Raw genomic sequence first — 16,361 nt, forward strand, 5'->3', positions numbered from 1 at the left:
GTTTGCCGGCCTTTTCCGTGGGTTTTTCGCCTCAGTTACAACGCCGCGTGTAGATGCGCCGCGTGTCGGGATCGCGATACTGGCAATAACCGTTGCGCAGATTGCGAACCAGCAGGCCGGAGCCGGCGCCGACGGCCGCACCGATCGCCGCACCCTTCCAGCCGCCTGCGATGCCGCCGATCACGGCACCGGCAGCGGTTCCGACGCCGACATCCTGCTCGGTCGTCGTGCAGCCGCTGAGCGCGAGCACCGCGACCAGCGCGAGAGCCACTTTTTTCATTCGTCTGTTCCTCTCACTTTACGTTCCTCGTTTAACGTCCCGTCTCGCCTATATCATGGGAGCCGTGACGCTGCCTAGACACCGCCCTAGTCGGCGTGGCGTTGCCGGGACGGGTAGCCGTTCGACGCCACCACGGCGCCCGTCACGCTGATAGCGGCCTCGAATGTGCCGTCGGCGCGCACGTTCCAGGTGATCTGGTCGTAGTCGTCTTCCAGCGCCGGGTCGACCACCAGGCATCGACTGAAAAGGCGCGGCTCGACATGGGCGAGGCTCGCGATGGCTTTCGGACGCTGCGCGGCGCATTCCGACACGGTCTCGAACACGGCAACCGGCGCGGGAAGCTCGCGGCACTGGTCGAGGCCGTTGTTGCATCCGACGATCAAAAGCAGGGCTGCAATATGTTCCATGGCGGGGTCCCTTGTCGTGCGGAAACGGCCAAGGGGCGCTCATGGTTCCATCGCAGATGCCGATGCAGGCTCTCCGGTTCAGTCGGATTCGAAATTGCTCTGCGGCACGCTGAGCCTGTATTCGAGGCGACTGTCCTTTATTTCCAGCGACGATTGCCCATTGAGGGAGGTCGGCACGACGCGCTCGAGCGCGACGCTGCCGAATCGCTTGGCGCTTTGGCGCACGTGCTGGGCGCCGATGTTCTCGGCCCAGATCAGGAGCAGCGTCTTGTCGCCTTCGGGAGGCTGGATCATCCGGGCAGTCACCTCGACAAAGCCCTGCGGCTGCGAAAGCGCGCCGTAGCTGACGGAGTTGACGGCCAGTTCGTGCATGGCCAGGCCGATGTGCAGCGCGGCATTGGGGTTGAGGTAGGGGTCGTCGCCGTCGAAGCGCAGGCTGCGTTCCGGGTTGGCCAGGTAGCGCTCGGCCTGGTTGGAGACGAGGTCGCGCAGCTTGGCGCCGCGCCAGTTAGAGGAGGTGACCAGGTCCTGCGAGGAGGCGAGCGAGTGCAGGCGGCCGCGGAAACGCACGAGGAAGTCGGCCAGCGTCCCCGAATAGCGGCCGGTCTGCGTGGCGATGCTCTGGATGATGGCGAGGAGATTCTTCGACCGGTGGCTGACCTCGCGCAGCAGCGTCTTCAGCGTCTGCTCGCGGCGCTTCTGCTCCGTGGTTTCGACCTTGGTCGTGACGACGCCTAGAATGGCACCGTCCTCGTCGACATCGGCGTCGACCCATACTTCGAACCAGCGCATGCCGTTCGGACCGGGAACGTTGAGTTCAAGCCGTTCGGGGTTGGATGAACTGGCCACGCGTTGGCGGGCCGCGTCCAGCCGCTCTGCCTGCAGGGGGGGCAGGGCGGCGCCCTCGTCGTCCCCGGCGTTGTCCTCCCAGGGAGCGCGCATGTTGCGGGCCCACACGGTTTTGAGCGTCCTGTCCTGATAAAGCACGGAAATGCCGGCATTGCGTAGCGCGTGCAGCAAGGCGCGGCCGACCTGGGCATTGCTGCCGGCCGGCGGGGTTATCATGTCCGTCCTGGCGGCGCGTGATGTCGGAACTTTGCTGTCTGCGGGACTCATTGGCCAGCCAACCCATTGGTCCCCACGGGGCCTGATGCTTTGGAATCGATGCGGGAGTCTGCGGGAAAACCAGGCTCCGTCCCTGCCGATCCGGACGGAAGCTTGCCGAGCGAGGTGCTCATGGAACGCGCTTGGTACCTGGAAACCGTCTGCGCGAGGCGGTTTCCAGCGAAGGGCGAGTTGTGGGCGGCCCTTCTCACGTTCGCCTGAAAATGCCGGCGATGAGGGAGATCACCAGGAAGGCCAGGAAGATGAAGAACAGGATCTTCGCCAGCCCGGCAGATGCGCCTGCGATCCCGCCGAAGCCCAAGGCGCCGGCAATGATCGCGACCACAAGGAATACAAGCGTCCAGTAAAGCATCGCCAAACTCCCTTCGGACCGGAAAACGCGACGTTGCGTCGTTGGTTCCGCTTTTCATGGAAAGAAGAGCCGTCAGGCGGCCGCTTTTGCCTGACGCTCGAAGAACAGGGCTTGGCTGATCAGGGCCTTGACCATGTCCGGGTTGAAAGGCTTGGTGACGAGGAAGGTCGGCTCCGGCCGCTCGCCGGTCAGCAGGCGTTCCGGGAAGGCGGTGATGAAGATCACCGGCACCGGCGTCGAGGCCAGGATCTCGTTGACGGCATCTATGCCGGAACTGCCGTCGGCAAGCTGGATGTCGGCCAGCACCATCTTCGGGCGGGCCTTGCCGAACATCGCCACGGCCTCGGCATGGGTGCGGGCCGTGCCGACGACGCGGTGGCCGAGGCTTTCGACCATTTCCTCGATATCCATGGCGATCAGCGGTTCGTCCTCGATGATGAGGACATCGGTTGCCACCTGTCGCGAAATCTCGTTGCTCGCCTGCGCCAGGAGGTCGGAGAAACGGTTCTCGTCGACGTCGAGGATTTCAGCCGCTTCTTCCTCGCTGAAGCCTTCGACGGCCACGAGCAGGAAAGCCTGCCGCTGCAAGGGCGCCAGCGCATTCAGGTTGGCGGCCGCGCGCTGCTCCCATGCCGATTGCGCTTCTTCCTGCGGCACTCGGATCGCCACCGAGGTGAACAGCTTGGCGAATATCTTGTAGAGGGCGATGCGGTCGTTGGAGGCCTGCGGGTAGATGTCCACGTCGGCGATGATCGCCTCGAGCATTGCGGCGACGAGCGCGTCGCCGCTTTCCTGCGACCCGGAGACGGCGCGCGAGAAGCGGCGCAGGTACGGCAGATGCGGCGCGATTGTTGCGGACAAACCCATGATGACCATCTCCCTCAGATGACGTCTTTGCATAAGATGCAGGCTGGACGAAATGCAAGCCCCGACGGCATAAACGTCGAGTTCCGGAAAAAGTTCCGGGCGGCCGGAACCAATTTCCGGCGACGGCGTTGTAAGGCGATCGGTGGCTGGACGAGGAGGCCTGCCGCGGCAGGTGGCGTGAAAAAAAGTGGAAGCCGGGGTGGTTGGGGAGATCATGAAGGAAAAAAACAAGCGGGAATCGGCGGACGACGTTGTCAGGCAACGGCGAACCGGCGATCCACTGGGCGTGAATTCGGAAGTCGGGCGCAAGCTCAAGCAATATTACGATGATCTGGTATCCGATGAAGTACCGGACCGCTTCGCCCAGTTGCTAGCGCAGTTGGAACAGGCCGAGCCATCTGCGAAAAAGGGGTAGCGATGGCCGTTTCCCAGGGGTTTAAGACGGATTTGCTTGGCGCCATTCCAAGCCTGAGAGCGTTTGCGGTTTCTCTGGCCCAGAACGCTGACCGGGCCGACGATCTGGTGCAGGAAACGCTGGTCAAGGCGTGGGACAAGCACGAGAGCTTCCAGATGGGCACCAACCTGAAGGCGTGGCTGTTCACCATCCTGCGCAACGAGTTCTATTCGCAGATGCGCAAGCGCGGCCGCGAGGTCCAGGACAGCGAGGGCATCATGACGGCGCGCCTTGCCGTCCATCCGGCCCAGCAGGGACAGCTCGACCTCAAGGATTTCCGCGCCGCGCTCGAGCGCTTGCCGGAGGACCAGCGCGAGGCGATCATCCTCATCGGCGCATCCGGCTTTTCCTACGAGGAAGCCGCCGAAATCTGCGGCTGCGCCGTCGGGACGATCAAGAGCCGGGTCAGCCGCGCGCGGGCCAAATTGCAGGAAATCCTCGAAATTTCCGGCGAAGACGAGTACGGCCCGGACGCGATCTCCACTCAGGTGATGGCGTCGCCGAATTCCTGAGGCGCGGGGGCGCCGCGGCTCCTCGCCACCGCCTCGATGAGGTCGAGGCCCGAATAGGGCTTGCCCACCAGGATGACGCCGGGAAACGCCTGCTTGATCTCCTCGGTCTCGGAATGTCCCGTGGCGAAGACGAAGGGGACCTTGCGGTCGCGTAGCTGCCGGGCGAAATCGAGCGTCGAGACGCCGCCGAGCATCAGGTCCACGATCGCGGCATCGAAGCCGGCTGCGGCAGCCTCTGCATCGATTTCGGCAAGATCACCGAGAACGGTAACATGGCTTGCGCCATGTTCCAGGCAAAGCTGTTCGACATCCATCGCGATCAAGGCTTCGTCTTCGAGGACGAGGACACGCAGACCGTCAAGCAATAGGGCCAAGGGCGTCTCCTTTTTGCCAAACTCCTTCATGGCCTATAACGCGCGAGGCGTCCGATAAAACTGTCGCAGGCGGATCACAAGTTGCTTCAATCTGAAACAAGCGCCGCTGAGTCCGGCGTCGGCCGGCCGGCCTTGGAACTTTCGCGCGTGCGGTGCGTTCCTACCGACCGCCAGCGTGTCGCCATCTTCCCGATCGGCGATGCGCTTCATTTTTGTGATTTCGCGCATGTCTTCCTCACGTCGAGGCTCCGGCAAGACATGCCTACCAAGGGAGCAGGCAATGGCCGCAGCAGGCAAGATGACCCCCGACAATGGCGTCAACCCGGACCTCGAAGCCGATATCCGGCAGCTGAAGGCGGATATCGAAAAGCTTGCCGCGCAACTGGCGGCGACCGGCGAGCACGGCTATGGCGCGGCCCGCCGGGCGGCAGCGGAAGGGGTGGAGCAGTTGCGGGCGCGTGGAGAGGCGGCGCTGGGCGGGCTGCGTGGCAGTGCCGAGGACATCGAGGCGCAGGTGACCGCCCATGTGCGCGAGAAGCCGATCACCTCGCTGGCGATCGCCGCGGCCGTCGGCTACCTTTTCGCGCTCCTGTCCCGTCGCTGACCATAGCGGAACAGAAGGAATGGGGACGCTCACATCGCTGATCGCGGGGCTCGCATCCGGCGAGACCGCCGCCGCCATCCGCCGGGCGCGCGTGGCCGCGATCGTCTATCTGCTCGCGGGTACAGCCGCACTTTGCGGCGTCGGCTTCCTGGTCGGCGCCGCCTTCATTGCGGCGTCGTACCGCTATGGTTCCATGCATGCGGCGCTGGGCTTCGGCGTCGGCTTTCTCGTTCTGAGCGGCCTTGTCCTGCTGGTCTACAAGCTTTCGGCCGGCAGCCGCGAGGCCGAGCGGTCGAAGCGGCGCAAGGCGGACATGACCGCGATCGTGGTCACCACCGCGCTCACGCTGCTGCCGACGCTGTTGCGCGGCAAGGGCGGCCTCGGCGCGCTGCTTGCACCGGCGCTGGCTGCGGCCGCTTATGCGATCTACAAGGAAAACACCAAGCCTGACGGGGATTCCGGCTCGAAAAAGCCGGAATAGCCCACGGATGCCGATCTTTTCGGCGCGCGTGCCAAGGGCGGCCTGACGCCGCTCTTGGCTGCAACGGGCGTTTATCTCTGCCTGCAAGAGGTCCGAGCTGGCTTTCCGAAACCGCTCTTTTGCGTTCGGAACAAGATGCCAATCGCGACGTTGTGAACACACCGATGCCGTGTCCGACATCCCCAGCTACAGGTCAGCCGGGCGCGGCGTGCATTTTTACCTGCACAAGGAGAGAGTACCATGATGCGGAAACTTATGGCTACAACGGCACTGGCGACGCTTCTCGTTTCGGGCGCCTATGCGCAGGATGCTACCGCACCGGCCCCGGCCGCCCCGACGATGGAGCAATCCGCCCCCACCAAGATCGTGACGCTGGACAATGGCAGCATCGTCACCAACATCATCGGCGAATCCGTCTATAACGGCACGGCGGACGACGCCCAAAGCATCGGCAAGGTCAGCGACGTGATCCTCGACAATGCCGGCAAGGCCAAGTCGCTGGTCATCGGCGTCGGCGGCTTCCTCGGCGTCGGCGACAAGAAGGTCGCCTACGACTTCAGCAAGCTGAAATGGGCCGAGAAGGGCAGCGACCGCTGGCTGGTCGCCGACACCACCAAGGAGGCGCTGCAGGCCCAGCCCGAGTTCGATCCGGCGCCTTACCAGCCTGCCGGAACCGGCGAGGCTGCGGGCGACAACGCGATGGCGCCCAATGACGGAACGGCCCCGGCCGGTACCATGGCGCCTTCCTCGGATACGGCCCAGTCGACACCGGCCCCGGCTCCTGCCGGCGCAGCGGAAGGAAACCTCGCCAGCCAGATCATCGGCGAGAACGTCTATAACGGCACCGGCGACGACGCGCAGAACATCGGCAACGTCAACGACATCCTGCTCGACAAGGACAACCAGGCGCGGTCGTTGATCATCGGCGTCGGCGGCTTCCTCGGCATGGGCCAGAAAAGCGTCGCCTTCGACTACGACAAGGCCCAGTGGGCGACCAAGAACGGCGACCGCTGGCTGGTGGTCGAAGCCACCAAGGAGCAGTTGGAGAAACTGCCTGACTTCAACCGCAAGGCCTATGATCCGGGCGGCACGCCGGCCGCCGCGTCGAACGACACGGCTGCCCCGGCGCCTACCGCAGCTGCCCCGGCCGAGGCGTCGCCGGCGGCTCCTTCCACCGATACGGCCGGAAATGCGCCGGCCGAGACCGGAACAGGCACGGCTACGAATGAGACCACCGGCACCGAGGCCGGGACCGACGAAACCAAGACGGCCGCGATCGACAAGTCCACGCTGACCGAGATGCCGGTCGGCGACATCCGCAGTCAGGATCTGGTCGGCACCACGGTCTATGGCGCCGACGACGTCAAGATCGGCGAGATCGGCGATGTCGCCCTGTCGGCCGACCAGAAGGTCGATGCGGTGATCGTGGACGTGGGCGGCTTCCTCGGCATCGGCGCGAAGGAAGTCGCGGTGGCCATGGATCACCTCAAGTTCATGACCGACAAGAACGGCAAGAAGTATCTCTACACGTCGCTTACCAAGGACCAGCTCGAGAAGCAGGCGGCCTATGACAAGGGCAGCTACACCGAGAAGCGCGACGAGCAGCGCATGATGGTGCAGTAGCCCCCTGCCAGGCTTCGCTGGACTGTGGAACTCGCGCCCCGACCGGCGCGGGTTCTTTTTGCATAGAGCGAAGTGAACGATGAAGCACGCGTCGTTCACCAATAGAGCACAGTCCTTGCTGTGTTTGCGGCCTTTGCCGCGCCAGGGAGTGGGCCCATATTGGCGTGGACAGCGGCAAGGGCCGCGCAAGACAGGAAGGAGCAAGGATCATGCTCGACCAGATCAAGGGCCTGCATCACGTCACCTCGATGGCGGCGGACGCGCGCCAGAACAACGCCTTTTTCACGCACACGCTCGGCCTGCGCCGGGTGAAGCAGACCGTCAATTTCGACGCGCCGGACGTCTACCACCTCTATTACGCCGACGAGCGCGGCACGCCCGGTTCGGTAATGACCTATTTCCCGTTCCCGCATATCGCCAAGGGGCATCCCGGCGTCGGCGAGGTCGGCACCACCGTCTATTCCGTTCCCGAGGGCACGCTGGGCTATTGGGAAAAGCGCTTTGCCGACAAGGCGGTCTCGGGCGTCTCCCGCGAGGAGAAATTCGGCGAAAAGCGCCTGGCCTTTTCCGGGCCGGACGGCGACGGCTTTGCCCTTGTCGAGGACAAGGCGGACAACCGCGCGCCGTGGAGCAAGGGCGACGTGGCGGCCGACGAGGCGATCCGCGGCTTCCATTCGGTGTCGCTGCGCCTGCGCGACGGCGGCGCGACCGAGGAGCTGCTGAAATATATGGGCTACCAGGAAGTGGATCGTTCCGGGGCAATCCGCCGTCTGGCGATCCCGGGCGGCAACGGCGCCGATGTCGTCGACATCGAGACCTTGCCCGGCGCGCCGCTGGCCCGTCTCGGGGCCGGCTCCGTCCATCATGTGGCGTTTGCCGTCGAGGACCGCGCCAAGCAGTTGGAAGTGCGCAAGGCGCTTGCCGATACGGGCTACCAGGTGACGCCGGTGATCGATCGCGACTACTTCTGGGCGATCTATTTCCGCACGCCGGGCGGGGTCCTGTTCGAGGTGGCGACCAACGAGCCGGGCTTCGACCGCGACGAGGACACCGCCCATCTCGGCGAGGCGCTCAAGCTGCCGAAGCAGCACGAGCACCTGCGGCCCTATCTCGAAAAACATCTCCAGCCGCTCGGGGAGTGACGACGATGGCTATTGACGCTTACATCCACAAGGCCTTGCCCGGTTCGCCGGGCGGGCCGCTGTTCTTCGTCTTCCACGGCACCGGCGCGGACGAAACCCAGCTTGTTTCACTTGGGCGAGAACTGCTGGCGGATGCAACCATCGTTTCGCCGCGCGGCGATGTCTCGGAATATGGCGCGGCGCGTTTCTTCCGCCGTACCGGCGAGGGCGTCTACGACATGGCGGACCTGGCGCGGGCGACCGCCAAGATGACCGGCTTCGTGGCCGCCCATGTCGAGGCGCAGAAACCGTCGCGCGTGCTCGGGCTCGGCTATTCGAACGGCGCCAACATCCTGGCCTCGGCGATCTTCGCCGAGCCTGGCCTGTTCGATGCGGCGGTGCTGATGCACCCGCTGATCCCGTTTTCGCCGCAGGTGAACGGCGACCTGGCCGGGCGGCGCATCCTGATCACGGCCGGCGGCCATGATCCGATCTGCCCGCCGGCGTTGACAGAGCGCCTGGCTGGCGATTTGCGGGCAGCGCAGGCCGATGTCATGCTGGAGTGGCACGAGGGCGGCCATGAGGTGCGCCCCAACGAAATCGAGGCGGCGCGGCTGTTTCTTGCCGCCGACGGCAGGGAGAACAAACAATGACGGGCGAATTGCCGGAAATCGAACTCGAGGACCAGGGTGCGAAGGGCCGCTATGTTTTGCGCGGCCCGGACGGGGCCGAGGCGGAAATGACCTTCACCAGGGTTGGCGAGAAAAAGATCATCATCGACCACACCGGCGTGCCGGACGCTTTCCGGGGGCAGGGCGCGGGCCTGAGGCTGGTGGCGCGCGCGGTCGAGGATGCCCGCGCGGCCGGCAAGACGATCATTCCGCTTTGCCCGTTCGCGGCCGCCCAGTTCCGGCGCCACAAGGAATGGGCGGACGTGCTGTCCCAATAAGAAGAGGGTTCAGCGGGTCGGTACCGGATGCTCGCCGCGGTAGTCGTAGAAGCCGCGGCCGGTCTTGCGGCCGAGCCAGCCCGCTTCGACATATTTCACCAGCAGCGGGCAGGGCCGGTACTTGGAATCCGACAGGCCCTCATGCAGCACCTGCATGATCGACAGGCAGGTGTCGAGGCCGATGAAGTCGGCCAGTTGCAGCGGCCCCATCGGGTGGTTGGCGCCGAGCTTCATCGCCGTGTCGATGGCCTCGACGGAGCCGACGCCCTCGTAAAGCGTGTAGATGGCCTCGTTGATCATCGGCAGCAGGATGCGGTTGACGATGAAGGCCGGGAAGTCCTCCGACACCGTGATCGTCTTTTCCAGCCGGTTCACATAGGCCTTCGCCGCCTCGAACGTCTGGTCCTCGGTGGCGATGCCGCGCACCAGTTCGACCAGCTTCATCACCGGGACGGGATTCATGAAATGAATGCCGATGAAGCGCTCGGGCCGGTCTGTCTGCGAGGCAAGGCGGGTAATCGAGATCGACGAGGTGTTGGTGGCGAGGATCGCCTCCGGGTTCAGTTGCGGGCAAAGTTGCGCGTAGATCTTGCGCTTGACGGTCTCGTCCTCGGTCGCGGCCTCGATCACGAGATCGGCGCCGGCGAGGTCGGCCATCGAAGCCGCCGTCGCGATGCGGCCCATCGCCTGCTGGCGGGCCGCCTCTTCCAGCTTGCCGCCGCCGACCTGCCGCGCCATGTTGCCGTTGATCGTGGCGATGCCCTTTTCGATGCGGTCCACGGAAACGTCATGGATGAGCACGTTGTAGCCGGCCAGCGCCGAGACGTGGGCGATGCCGCCGCCCATCTGGCCAGCCCCGATGATGCCGATCGTTTCAATCTTACTCATGACCGATCCCGTTCCACGCTGTTCGCCTGCTTTTTGTGCAGTGCAACCTAGCTGATTTTTTGTGCAGCGCAAATCAGAAAGGCGGGGAGACGTTGGTCTCCCCGCCTTTCGGCACCAGTCTAATACGGGTCGATAATGTAGGTCAAAGCGCCTTTTGGAGTTCCGGAAGGGCGACGAAGAGGTCTGCGACGAGGCCGTAGTCGGCGACCTGGAAGATGGGGGCTTCCTCGTCCTTGTTGATGGCGACGATGACCTTCGAGTCCTTCATGCCGGCCAGGTGCTGGATGGCGCCGGAGATGCCGCAGGCGATGTAGAGGTCGGGCGCCACCACCTTGCCGGTCTGCCCGACCTGCCAGTCGTTGGGCGCATAGCCGGCGTCGACGGCCGCACGGCTTGCGCCGACGGCGGCACCGAGCTTGTCGGCGACCGGCAGGATCACTTCCTGGAACTTTTCCGACGAGCCGAGCGCACGGCCGCCCGAGATGATGATGCGGGCCGAGGTCAGTTCCGGGCGGTCGCTTTCCGACAGCCGGTTCTCGACGAAGCTCGACAGGCCGGGATCGGCCGCCGCCTTGACCGCCTCGACGGCGGCCGAGCCGCCCTCGAGGGCTGCCTGGAAGCCGGCGGTGCGCACCGTGACGACCTTCTTGGCGTCGGTCGCCTGCACCGTCTGGATGGCGTTGCCGGCATAGATGGGACGCTTGAAGGTATCGGGCGAAACCACTTCGATGATCTCCGACACCTGCGCCACGTCGAGCAGGGCCGCCACGCGCGGGGCAACGCTCTTGCCGACGGCGGTGGCCGGTGCCACGATGGTGTCGTAGGAACCGGCCAGCGATACGACCAGCGCCGCCAGCGGCTCGGCCAGCTGCTCAGCCAGCTCGTCGGCCTCGGCCAGCAGCACCTTGTTCACGCCCTTGAGCTTGGCGGCGCCATCGGCGGCAGCCTTGGCGCCCTTGCCGGCCACCAGCACATGCACATCGGAGCCGATCTCGAGTGCGGCCGACAGCGCCTTGGCGGTCTGGTCGGAAAGGGTTGCGTTGTCGTGTTCGGCAATCAGAAGAATGGCCATGTTCTTATCTCCTATTCCTGCTGATCAAAGCACGCCGGCTTCGTTGCGGAGCTTGTCGACCAGTTCGGCCACCGAAGCCACCTTGACGCCTGCCTTGCGGCCGCTCGGCTCCTCGGTCTTGAGCACCTTCAGCCGCGGCGTAACGTCGGCGCCGAAATCGGCCGGGCTCTTCTCGTCCAGCGGCTTCTTCTTGGCCTTCATGATGTTGGGCAGCGAGGCATAGCGCGGCTGGTTGAGGCGAAGGTCGGCGGTGATGATCGCCGGCATCTTCAGGTCCACCACCTGCAACCCGCCGTCGACCTCGCGCGTCACCTTTGCCTTGTCGCCGCCAAGCTCAATCTTGGAAGCAAAGGTGCCCTGCGCCCAGCCCAGCAGCGCCGCCAGCATCTGGCCGGTCTGGTTGGAATCGTCGTCGATCGCCTGCTTGCCGAGGATGACCAGGCCGGGCTGCTCGGCCTCGACCACGCCCTTCAGGACCTTGGCGACGCCGAGCGGCTCGACCTCGCCGTCAACCTTGACCAGGATCGCCCGGTCCGCGCCCATGGCCAGCGCCGTGCGCAGCGTCTCCTGCGCCTGCTGCGGCCCGATCGAGACCACCACGATCTCTTCCACCTTGCCGGCTTCCTTCAGCCGGATCGCCTCTTCCACCGCGATCTCGTCGAACGGGTTCATCGCCATCTTCACGTTCGCCAGCTCGACCGACGACCCGTCAGCCTTAACCCGAACCTTCACGTTCGCATCGACTACCCGCTTTACGGGAACCAGAACTTTCATCTGCTTGACACCTCTACGATGGTTTGGAGCGAGCCGTAGCAGCACGCGCTCCCAAGAATTTGTCGAAAGCCGACATTTTTCATGGAGATTCCGTTGTTCAGCCGTCTCAGTGGTGGCGGAGCGGCTTCCACAAGCGCGCGGACCGTAATTGCGGGTCCTTTCCGCGTCAATATACGAGCTGGATCAAAATTCGGCAAAATCGGTTGAATCAGACCCTGTCCCAAGGCGGGGGAGGCGCGCCGTCGGCCGGCTCGGCGATCTTGCGCGGCGGGGCCGTGGCCGGCAACGGCGAAAGCATGGCCTCGTCGCTCAGGGGGACGTTGCGGCGCCGGAGCAGCAGCACGAGCACCGCCCCCGAAATGATGCCGCCGATATGGCAGGCCCACGATATCTGGTCCTCGCCACCCATGGCGAACATGGTGAACTGGAGCAGGATCCACAGCGCCAGCGGGATGTAGGCGGGGATGCGCAGCGGTATGCGGGCGAAGGCCAGGATCCAGATTTTCACGCGCGGGAACAGGATGAGATAGGCGACGACCACGCCGGCGATGGCGCCGGAGGCGCCGATCAGCGGGGCCTGCGAATCCGGCGCGACCAGCCCGTGGAAGAAAGCCCCGCCGATGGCACAGGCGACATAGAACAACAAATAGCGGAAGTGGCCGAGCGCGTCCTCCACATTGTCGCCGAACACCCACAGGAACAGCATGTTGCCGCCGAGATGAAAGATGTCGGCATGCAGGAAGGAATAGGTCAGGTAGCTGAGATTTTCCGGGATGATGACGAATTGCGGGGCCAGTTCCGCAGTGTGGTGGACCACGGAGGGAATGAAGCTCAGGCCGAGCACGGCGGCGTTGGCGAAGCTTTCGCCGCCGATGGTGGTCGCCAGGTAGGCGCCCACGTTGAGGACGATCAGGGCGATCGTCACATATTGCAGCCGGATGGTGCGCAGGTGGTTGGTGTCGTAGAGCGGGATGAACATCGGGTACTCCCCCGCCCGCCGGCGGAATGGTCAGCGGTTTTCGCCCGGCACCCATAGCACATCGGCGTTTCCGTTGTCATTGACGGCGCGCGCGGCGACGAACAGCAGGTCGGAGACGCGGTTGATGTACTTGATGCCCTCGGGGTTGACGTGCTCGGCCGGATTCTGGGCGAGCCCGACCATGAGGCGTTCGGCGCGCCGCGCCACGGTGCGCGCCAGGTGCAGCGCCGCCGCCGCCGGGGAGCCGCCGTTCAGCACGAAGGACTTGAGCGGCTCGAGGTCCTTGTTGATGAGGTCGATGTCGTTTTCGAGCCGCGTCACCTGCGAGGCGGTGATGCGCAGGGGCTCGTATTTCAGCGGCTTGCCGGTGTCTGGCACGGCGAGGTCGGCGCCAAGGTCGAACAGGTCGTTCTGGATGCGGCTCAGCATCGCGTCGATGGCCGGATGGCTCGCGCCGGTGTGGATGCGGGCCATGCCGATGCAGGCGTTGGCCTCGTCGACGGTGCCGTAGGCGTCGATGCGGAGGTCGGATTTCAGCCGCCGCTCGCCGCTGCCGAGGCCGGTCGTGCCCTTGTCGCCGGTGCGGGTGTAGATCTTGTTCAGCTTGACCATGTCGGCCCCCCTTTATCCGCGCGTGAAAAAGACGGCCAGCAGGATCAGGACGATGGCCACGAACTGGAGCAGGACGCGCATCTGCATCAGTTTATTGGAGGTCATGCCGTCGCCGCCCTTCATCATGTTGATGAGGCCGCGGATCAGGACCGCCACCACGGCGAACATGACGATGATGGCAAAAATCTTGAAAGCGGTGCTCATGGGCGTGTCCAGTTCGGTCAGGTGCTTTTGGCGAGAAGCCGGTAAAACAAGGCTGCAGGAAGGATGCGCTTCAATAGAATACCGATTCTGGCCGGCAGCGTTACCACATAATGCGGCCGCGGGCGCCGCGACAGAAGCGCATGCCGCAGCGCCTTGTAGACCACTTCCGGCCCGGCCTTGGCGCGGTTGCGCCCGGCACCAGACCGCAGTTGCCGTTCATAGGCCGCGCGGTGAACGGAATTTTCCCGGTCGACGGACCCGAGAAACAGCGGCAGGCCGTTTTCGTGCAGGCTGGAAGCCACCGGGCCGGGCTCGATCAGCGAGACGTGGATGCCGCTGCCGGCAAGCTCCTGCCGCAGGCTGAGCATCAGGCCCTCGAGCGCGTATTTGGAAGCGCAGTAGGCGCCGCGATAGGGCAGCGGCATCTGGCCCAGGATCGAGGAACAATGGACGATGCGGCCGTGGCCCAGCCGGCGCATCGCGGGCAGGACGAGCCGGGTCAGTTCGTGCCAGCCGAAGAAATTCGCCTCGAACTGCCGGTGCAGGACTTCCACCGGCAGGTCCTCGACCGCACCGGCCTGCGCATAGGCGCCGTTGTTGTAGAGTGCGTCCAGCCGTCCGCCGGTGCGCTCCAGCACCGCCGCCACCAGCCGCTCGATCGACGCGCTGTCCGTATAGTCGAGATGGAAGGCCTCGATGCCGTCGGCCTCAAGGGCGGCTAGGGCCTGGCGGTTGCGCGCCGTCGCCAGCACGCGCCAGCCGTCCGCCTTGAGCGCACGGGCGCAATAGGCGCCTATCCCGGAAGAGGCGCCGGTGACGAGAATGGTGCGCAACTCTTTCACCGGAGGGCCGTTTCGCCTTCGACGCTTGCCATTTGCGGAGTTCCCTTCCCATATTCGCGGTCGGGAAACAATCACAGGACGCTTTCTTGCTGAGAACCGTCGTTGCCGTCAAACGCGTCCTTTACGACGCGCTCGGCCATTTCAACAATGACGACGGCTGGGCCATGTCCAGTCATCTGGCGATCACCGCCCTGATGGCGCTGTTTCCGTTCCTGATCTTCGCCACCACGCTGGCCAGCTTCCTTGGCGCCGACGCCTTCGCCGATACCGCCGTGCACCTGGTGTTCGACACCTGGCCGGCGCAGATCGCCAAGCCGATCGCCGCCGAGGTGAGGAACGTGCTCACCGTCCAGCGCACCGACTTGTTGACCTACGGCGTCGTGCTTGCCGCCTATTTCGCCTCGAACGGCATCGAGGCCCTGCGCACCTCGCTGAACCGCGCCTATCGCGTCACCGAAACGCGGGGCATCCTCTACCGGCGCGCGCAGAGCCTGTTCTTCGTCGTCATCGCCACCATCGGCATCCTGATCATCAGCGTGCTCCTGGTGCTGGCGCCGATCCTGGCGCGGCTGGCGGAAGCCCATATCGAATGGATCAAGCCCTATATGGGCACCATCAATTCCTGGCGTTATGTCGTCGCCTCGACGGTCATCGTCGGCGGCCTGTTCGCCGTGCATTACTGGCTGCCGGCGGGCAGGCGGCCGTTTCTGTCGCTGGTGCCCGGCATCCTGTTCACGCTGGTCGGCTGGCTCATCGGCTCGACCGCCTTCGCCAGTTATCTCGACCATTTCTCGTCCTATGTGAGCACCTATGCGGGCCTTGCCTCGATCATGATCGCGGTGGTGTTTCTCTACATCGTCTCGGCGATCTTCATCCTCGGCGGCGAGTTCAACGCCGCGATCAGCCGTTACCTGGAGGCCCGAGCCCGCGTCGCCGGTTGAACCGTCGCCAGCGCCACGCCGAAGGTGGCGATCAGCAGGCCGGCGACCTGGAGCGGATCGAGCCGCTCGCCGAACAGGACCCAGGCCATGATGGCGGTTACGCCCGGCACCAGGTAGAACACCGAAGCCACCTTCGACATTTCACCGTCGCGGATCATCACCATCAGCAGGAAGATGGCGCCGATCGACAGCACCAGCACCAGCCAGGCCAGCGCGAAGAGGAGTTCGCCGTTGAAGGTAATGGTCTGCGTCTCGGTCAGGAACGAGCCCGCCAGGACCACGAGCGCGCCGCCGACATATTGCCAGGCGGTGGTGGACAGGAGGCTGCTCCCGGCCGAACGGCGCTTCTGCCAGATGGTGCCGAGCGTAATGCCCAGCACCGACAGGAGGGAAGCGGTGAGCGTGCCGGCGGTGATGCCGCTGCCGAGTTCACCGAGCTTCGGCCACAACACCACGATGACGCCGGCAAAGCCGATGCAAAGGCCGATCCAGTGGCGGGGCAGGATTTTCTCGCCAAGCAGCCTGCCCGCGATCACCGCCGTCAGGAGCGGTTGCAGCCCGGCAATGAGCGCCGACAGCCCCGCGGGCATGCCGCGGTGGATGGACCAGAAAACACCGCCAAGATAGACGCCGTGCAACAGCATGCCCGCAACCATGGCATGCAGGGCCTCGTCGCCGCTTGCCGGCCTGGCTCCGAGCAGGGTGGCGATGGACAGCAGCAGCAGCGCCGCGATCACGAAGCGCATGGAAAGGAAGGTGAACGGCTCCGCCCACGGCATGGCGTAGCGCGCGCCGATGAACCCGGTGGCCCACAGGACGACGAAAATGGCGGGAATGAACCGCTTGAGGCTGGGCATCGAAACCGTGGCTGCTTGAGACGGAACTGCCTGTAGGGTGATT

At 64.8% G+C, this 16,361-nt stretch carries 23 protein-coding genes; 9 read left to right on the top strand and 14 right to left on the bottom strand.

The features are described from left to right. Positions 1-31: 31 nt before the first annotated feature. The 5 genes from ACFOHJ_RS13940 to ACFOHJ_RS13960 form a co-directional block, all read right to left on the bottom strand. Positions 32-280 (bottom strand): YMGG-like glycine zipper-containing protein, encoded by a 249-nt coding sequence (locus tag ACFOHJ_RS13940; RefSeq protein WP_378221397.1) that lies wholly within the window; start codon positions 278-280, stop codon positions 32-34. A gap of 86 nt (positions 281-366) precedes the next feature. Continuing rightward, positions 367-687, bottom strand: a complete 321-nt coding sequence (locus ACFOHJ_RS13945) for a hypothetical protein (RefSeq protein WP_378221400.1) — start codon at positions 685-687, stop codon at positions 367-369. Positions 688-765: 78 nt separating this feature from the next. Further along, positions 766-1,752, bottom strand: coding sequence for a sensor histidine kinase (locus tag ACFOHJ_RS13950; RefSeq protein WP_378221402.1), 987 nt, complete (start codon positions 1,750-1,752; stop codon positions 766-768). Between the two features lie 247 nt (positions 1,753-1,999). After that, positions 2,000-2,164: a DUF1328 domain-containing protein gene (locus ACFOHJ_RS13955; protein ID WP_378221587.1), complete on the bottom strand. Its 165-nt coding sequence runs from the start codon at positions 2,162-2,164 to the stop codon at positions 2,000-2,002. Positions 2,165-2,236: 72 nt separating this feature from the next. Continuing rightward, complete coding sequence (locus ACFOHJ_RS13960) at positions 2,237-3,031, bottom strand: response regulator (protein WP_378221404.1); 795 nt, start codon at positions 3,029-3,031, stop codon at positions 2,237-2,239. Positions 3,032-3,245: 214 nt separating this feature from the next. On the opposite strand from ACFOHJ_RS13960, the gene ACFOHJ_RS13965 reads away from it, so the two are divergent. Beyond that, a complete protein-coding gene (locus ACFOHJ_RS13965; protein WP_378221406.1) occupies positions 3,246-3,446 on the top strand; it encodes a NepR family anti-sigma factor in 201 nt (66 codons plus the stop codon). Between the two features lie 2 nt (positions 3,447-3,448). Next, positions 3,449-3,997, top strand: a complete 549-nt coding sequence (locus ACFOHJ_RS13970; protein ID WP_378221408.1) for a sigma-70 family RNA polymerase sigma factor — start codon at positions 3,449-3,451, stop codon at positions 3,995-3,997. On the opposite strand, the gene ACFOHJ_RS13975 is transcribed toward ACFOHJ_RS13970, so the two are convergent. After that, positions 3,970-4,371, bottom strand: coding sequence for a response regulator (locus tag ACFOHJ_RS13975; protein WP_378221411.1), 402 nt, complete (start codon positions 4,369-4,371; stop codon positions 3,970-3,972). The genes ACFOHJ_RS13970 and ACFOHJ_RS13975 overlap by 28 nt on opposite strands. Positions 4,372-4,651: 280 nt before the next feature. Between ACFOHJ_RS13975 and ACFOHJ_RS13980 the strand changes: the two genes are divergently transcribed. From ACFOHJ_RS13980 to ACFOHJ_RS14005, 6 genes are all read left to right on the top strand, one after another. Beyond that, positions 4,652-4,975: a DUF883 family protein gene (locus ACFOHJ_RS13980; RefSeq protein ID WP_378221412.1), complete on the top strand. Its 324-nt coding sequence runs from the start codon at positions 4,652-4,654 to the stop codon at positions 4,973-4,975. Between the two features lie 19 nt (positions 4,976-4,994). Next, positions 4,995-5,456, top strand: coding sequence for a hypothetical protein (locus ACFOHJ_RS13985; RefSeq protein WP_378221414.1), 462 nt, complete (start codon positions 4,995-4,997; stop codon positions 5,454-5,456). A 240-nt stretch (positions 5,457-5,696) separates the two neighbouring features. Next, positions 5,697-7,079, top strand: coding sequence for a PRC-barrel domain-containing protein (locus ACFOHJ_RS13990; protein WP_378221416.1), 1,383 nt, complete (start codon positions 5,697-5,699; stop codon positions 7,077-7,079). Between the two features lie 209 nt (positions 7,080-7,288). Continuing rightward, positions 7,289-8,221: a ring-cleaving dioxygenase gene (locus ACFOHJ_RS13995; protein ID WP_378221418.1), complete on the top strand. Its 933-nt coding sequence runs from the start codon at positions 7,289-7,291 to the stop codon at positions 8,219-8,221. A 5-nt stretch (positions 8,222-8,226) separates the two neighbouring features. Further along, positions 8,227-8,853 carry an alpha/beta hydrolase gene (locus tag ACFOHJ_RS14000; protein ID WP_378221420.1) on the top strand — a complete coding sequence of 209 codons (627 nt, stop codon included), beginning with the start codon at positions 8,227-8,229 and terminating at the stop codon, positions 8,851-8,853. Next, positions 8,850-9,149 (top strand): GNAT family N-acetyltransferase, encoded by a 300-nt coding sequence (locus ACFOHJ_RS14005; RefSeq protein WP_378221422.1) that lies wholly within the window; start codon positions 8,850-8,852, stop codon positions 9,147-9,149. The genes ACFOHJ_RS14000 and ACFOHJ_RS14005 overlap by 4 nt, the downstream gene beginning before the upstream one ends. A gap of 9 nt (positions 9,150-9,158) precedes the next feature. On the opposite strand, the gene ACFOHJ_RS14010 is transcribed toward ACFOHJ_RS14005, so the two are convergent. The 7 genes from ACFOHJ_RS14010 to ACFOHJ_RS14040 form a co-directional block, all read right to left on the bottom strand. Next, positions 9,159-10,037: a 3-hydroxybutyryl-CoA dehydrogenase gene (locus tag ACFOHJ_RS14010; protein ID WP_378221423.1), complete on the bottom strand. Its 879-nt coding sequence runs from the start codon at positions 10,035-10,037 to the stop codon at positions 9,159-9,161. 142 nt (positions 10,038-10,179) lie between these two features. Continuing rightward, complete coding sequence (locus ACFOHJ_RS14015; RefSeq protein WP_378221425.1) at positions 10,180-11,109, bottom strand: electron transfer flavoprotein subunit alpha/FixB family protein; 930 nt, start codon at positions 11,107-11,109, stop codon at positions 10,180-10,182. 24 nt (positions 11,110-11,133) lie between these two features. Next, positions 11,134-11,883 carry an electron transfer flavoprotein subunit beta/FixA family protein gene (locus ACFOHJ_RS14020; protein ID WP_378221427.1) on the bottom strand — a complete coding sequence of 250 codons (750 nt, stop codon included), beginning with the start codon at positions 11,881-11,883 and terminating at the stop codon, positions 11,134-11,136. A gap of 208 nt (positions 11,884-12,091) precedes the next feature. Next, entirely contained in the window at positions 12,092-12,862 is a 771-nt protein-coding gene (locus ACFOHJ_RS14025) for a rhomboid family intramembrane serine protease (protein ID WP_378221428.1), read from the bottom strand. A gap of 30 nt (positions 12,863-12,892) precedes the next feature. Next, complete coding sequence (locus ACFOHJ_RS14030) at positions 12,893-13,474, bottom strand: cob(I)yrinic acid a,c-diamide adenosyltransferase (protein ID WP_378221429.1); 582 nt, start codon at positions 13,472-13,474, stop codon at positions 12,893-12,895. A 12-nt stretch (positions 13,475-13,486) separates the two neighbouring features. Continuing rightward, positions 13,487-13,678 (bottom strand): twin transmembrane helix small protein, encoded by a 192-nt coding sequence (locus tag ACFOHJ_RS14035; protein WP_378221432.1) that lies wholly within the window; start codon positions 13,676-13,678, stop codon positions 13,487-13,489. 17 nt (positions 13,679-13,695) lie between these two features. Beyond that, positions 13,696-14,511, bottom strand: coding sequence for an SDR family oxidoreductase (locus tag ACFOHJ_RS14040; protein WP_378221435.1), 816 nt, complete (start codon positions 14,509-14,511; stop codon positions 13,696-13,698). 95 nt (positions 14,512-14,606) lie between these two features. Here ACFOHJ_RS14040 and ACFOHJ_RS14045 point away from each other — a divergent pair, with 95 nt between their 5' ends. After that, on the top strand, positions 14,607-15,461 hold the full coding sequence (locus ACFOHJ_RS14045) for a YihY/virulence factor BrkB family protein (protein WP_378221438.1): 855 nt from the start codon (positions 14,607-14,609) through the stop codon (positions 15,459-15,461). Here the strand turns inward: ACFOHJ_RS14045 and ACFOHJ_RS14050 are convergent. Beyond that, complete coding sequence (locus ACFOHJ_RS14050) at positions 15,428-16,318, bottom strand: DMT family transporter (RefSeq protein WP_378221440.1); 891 nt, start codon at positions 16,316-16,318, stop codon at positions 15,428-15,430. The genes ACFOHJ_RS14045 and ACFOHJ_RS14050 overlap by 34 nt on opposite strands. Positions 16,319-16,361 lie beyond the last annotated feature (43 nt).

This window comes from Aquamicrobium soli (assembly GCF_042646345.1).
GTDB lineage: Bacteria > Pseudomonadota > Alphaproteobacteria > Rhizobiales > Rhizobiaceae > Mesorhizobium > Mesorhizobium soli_A.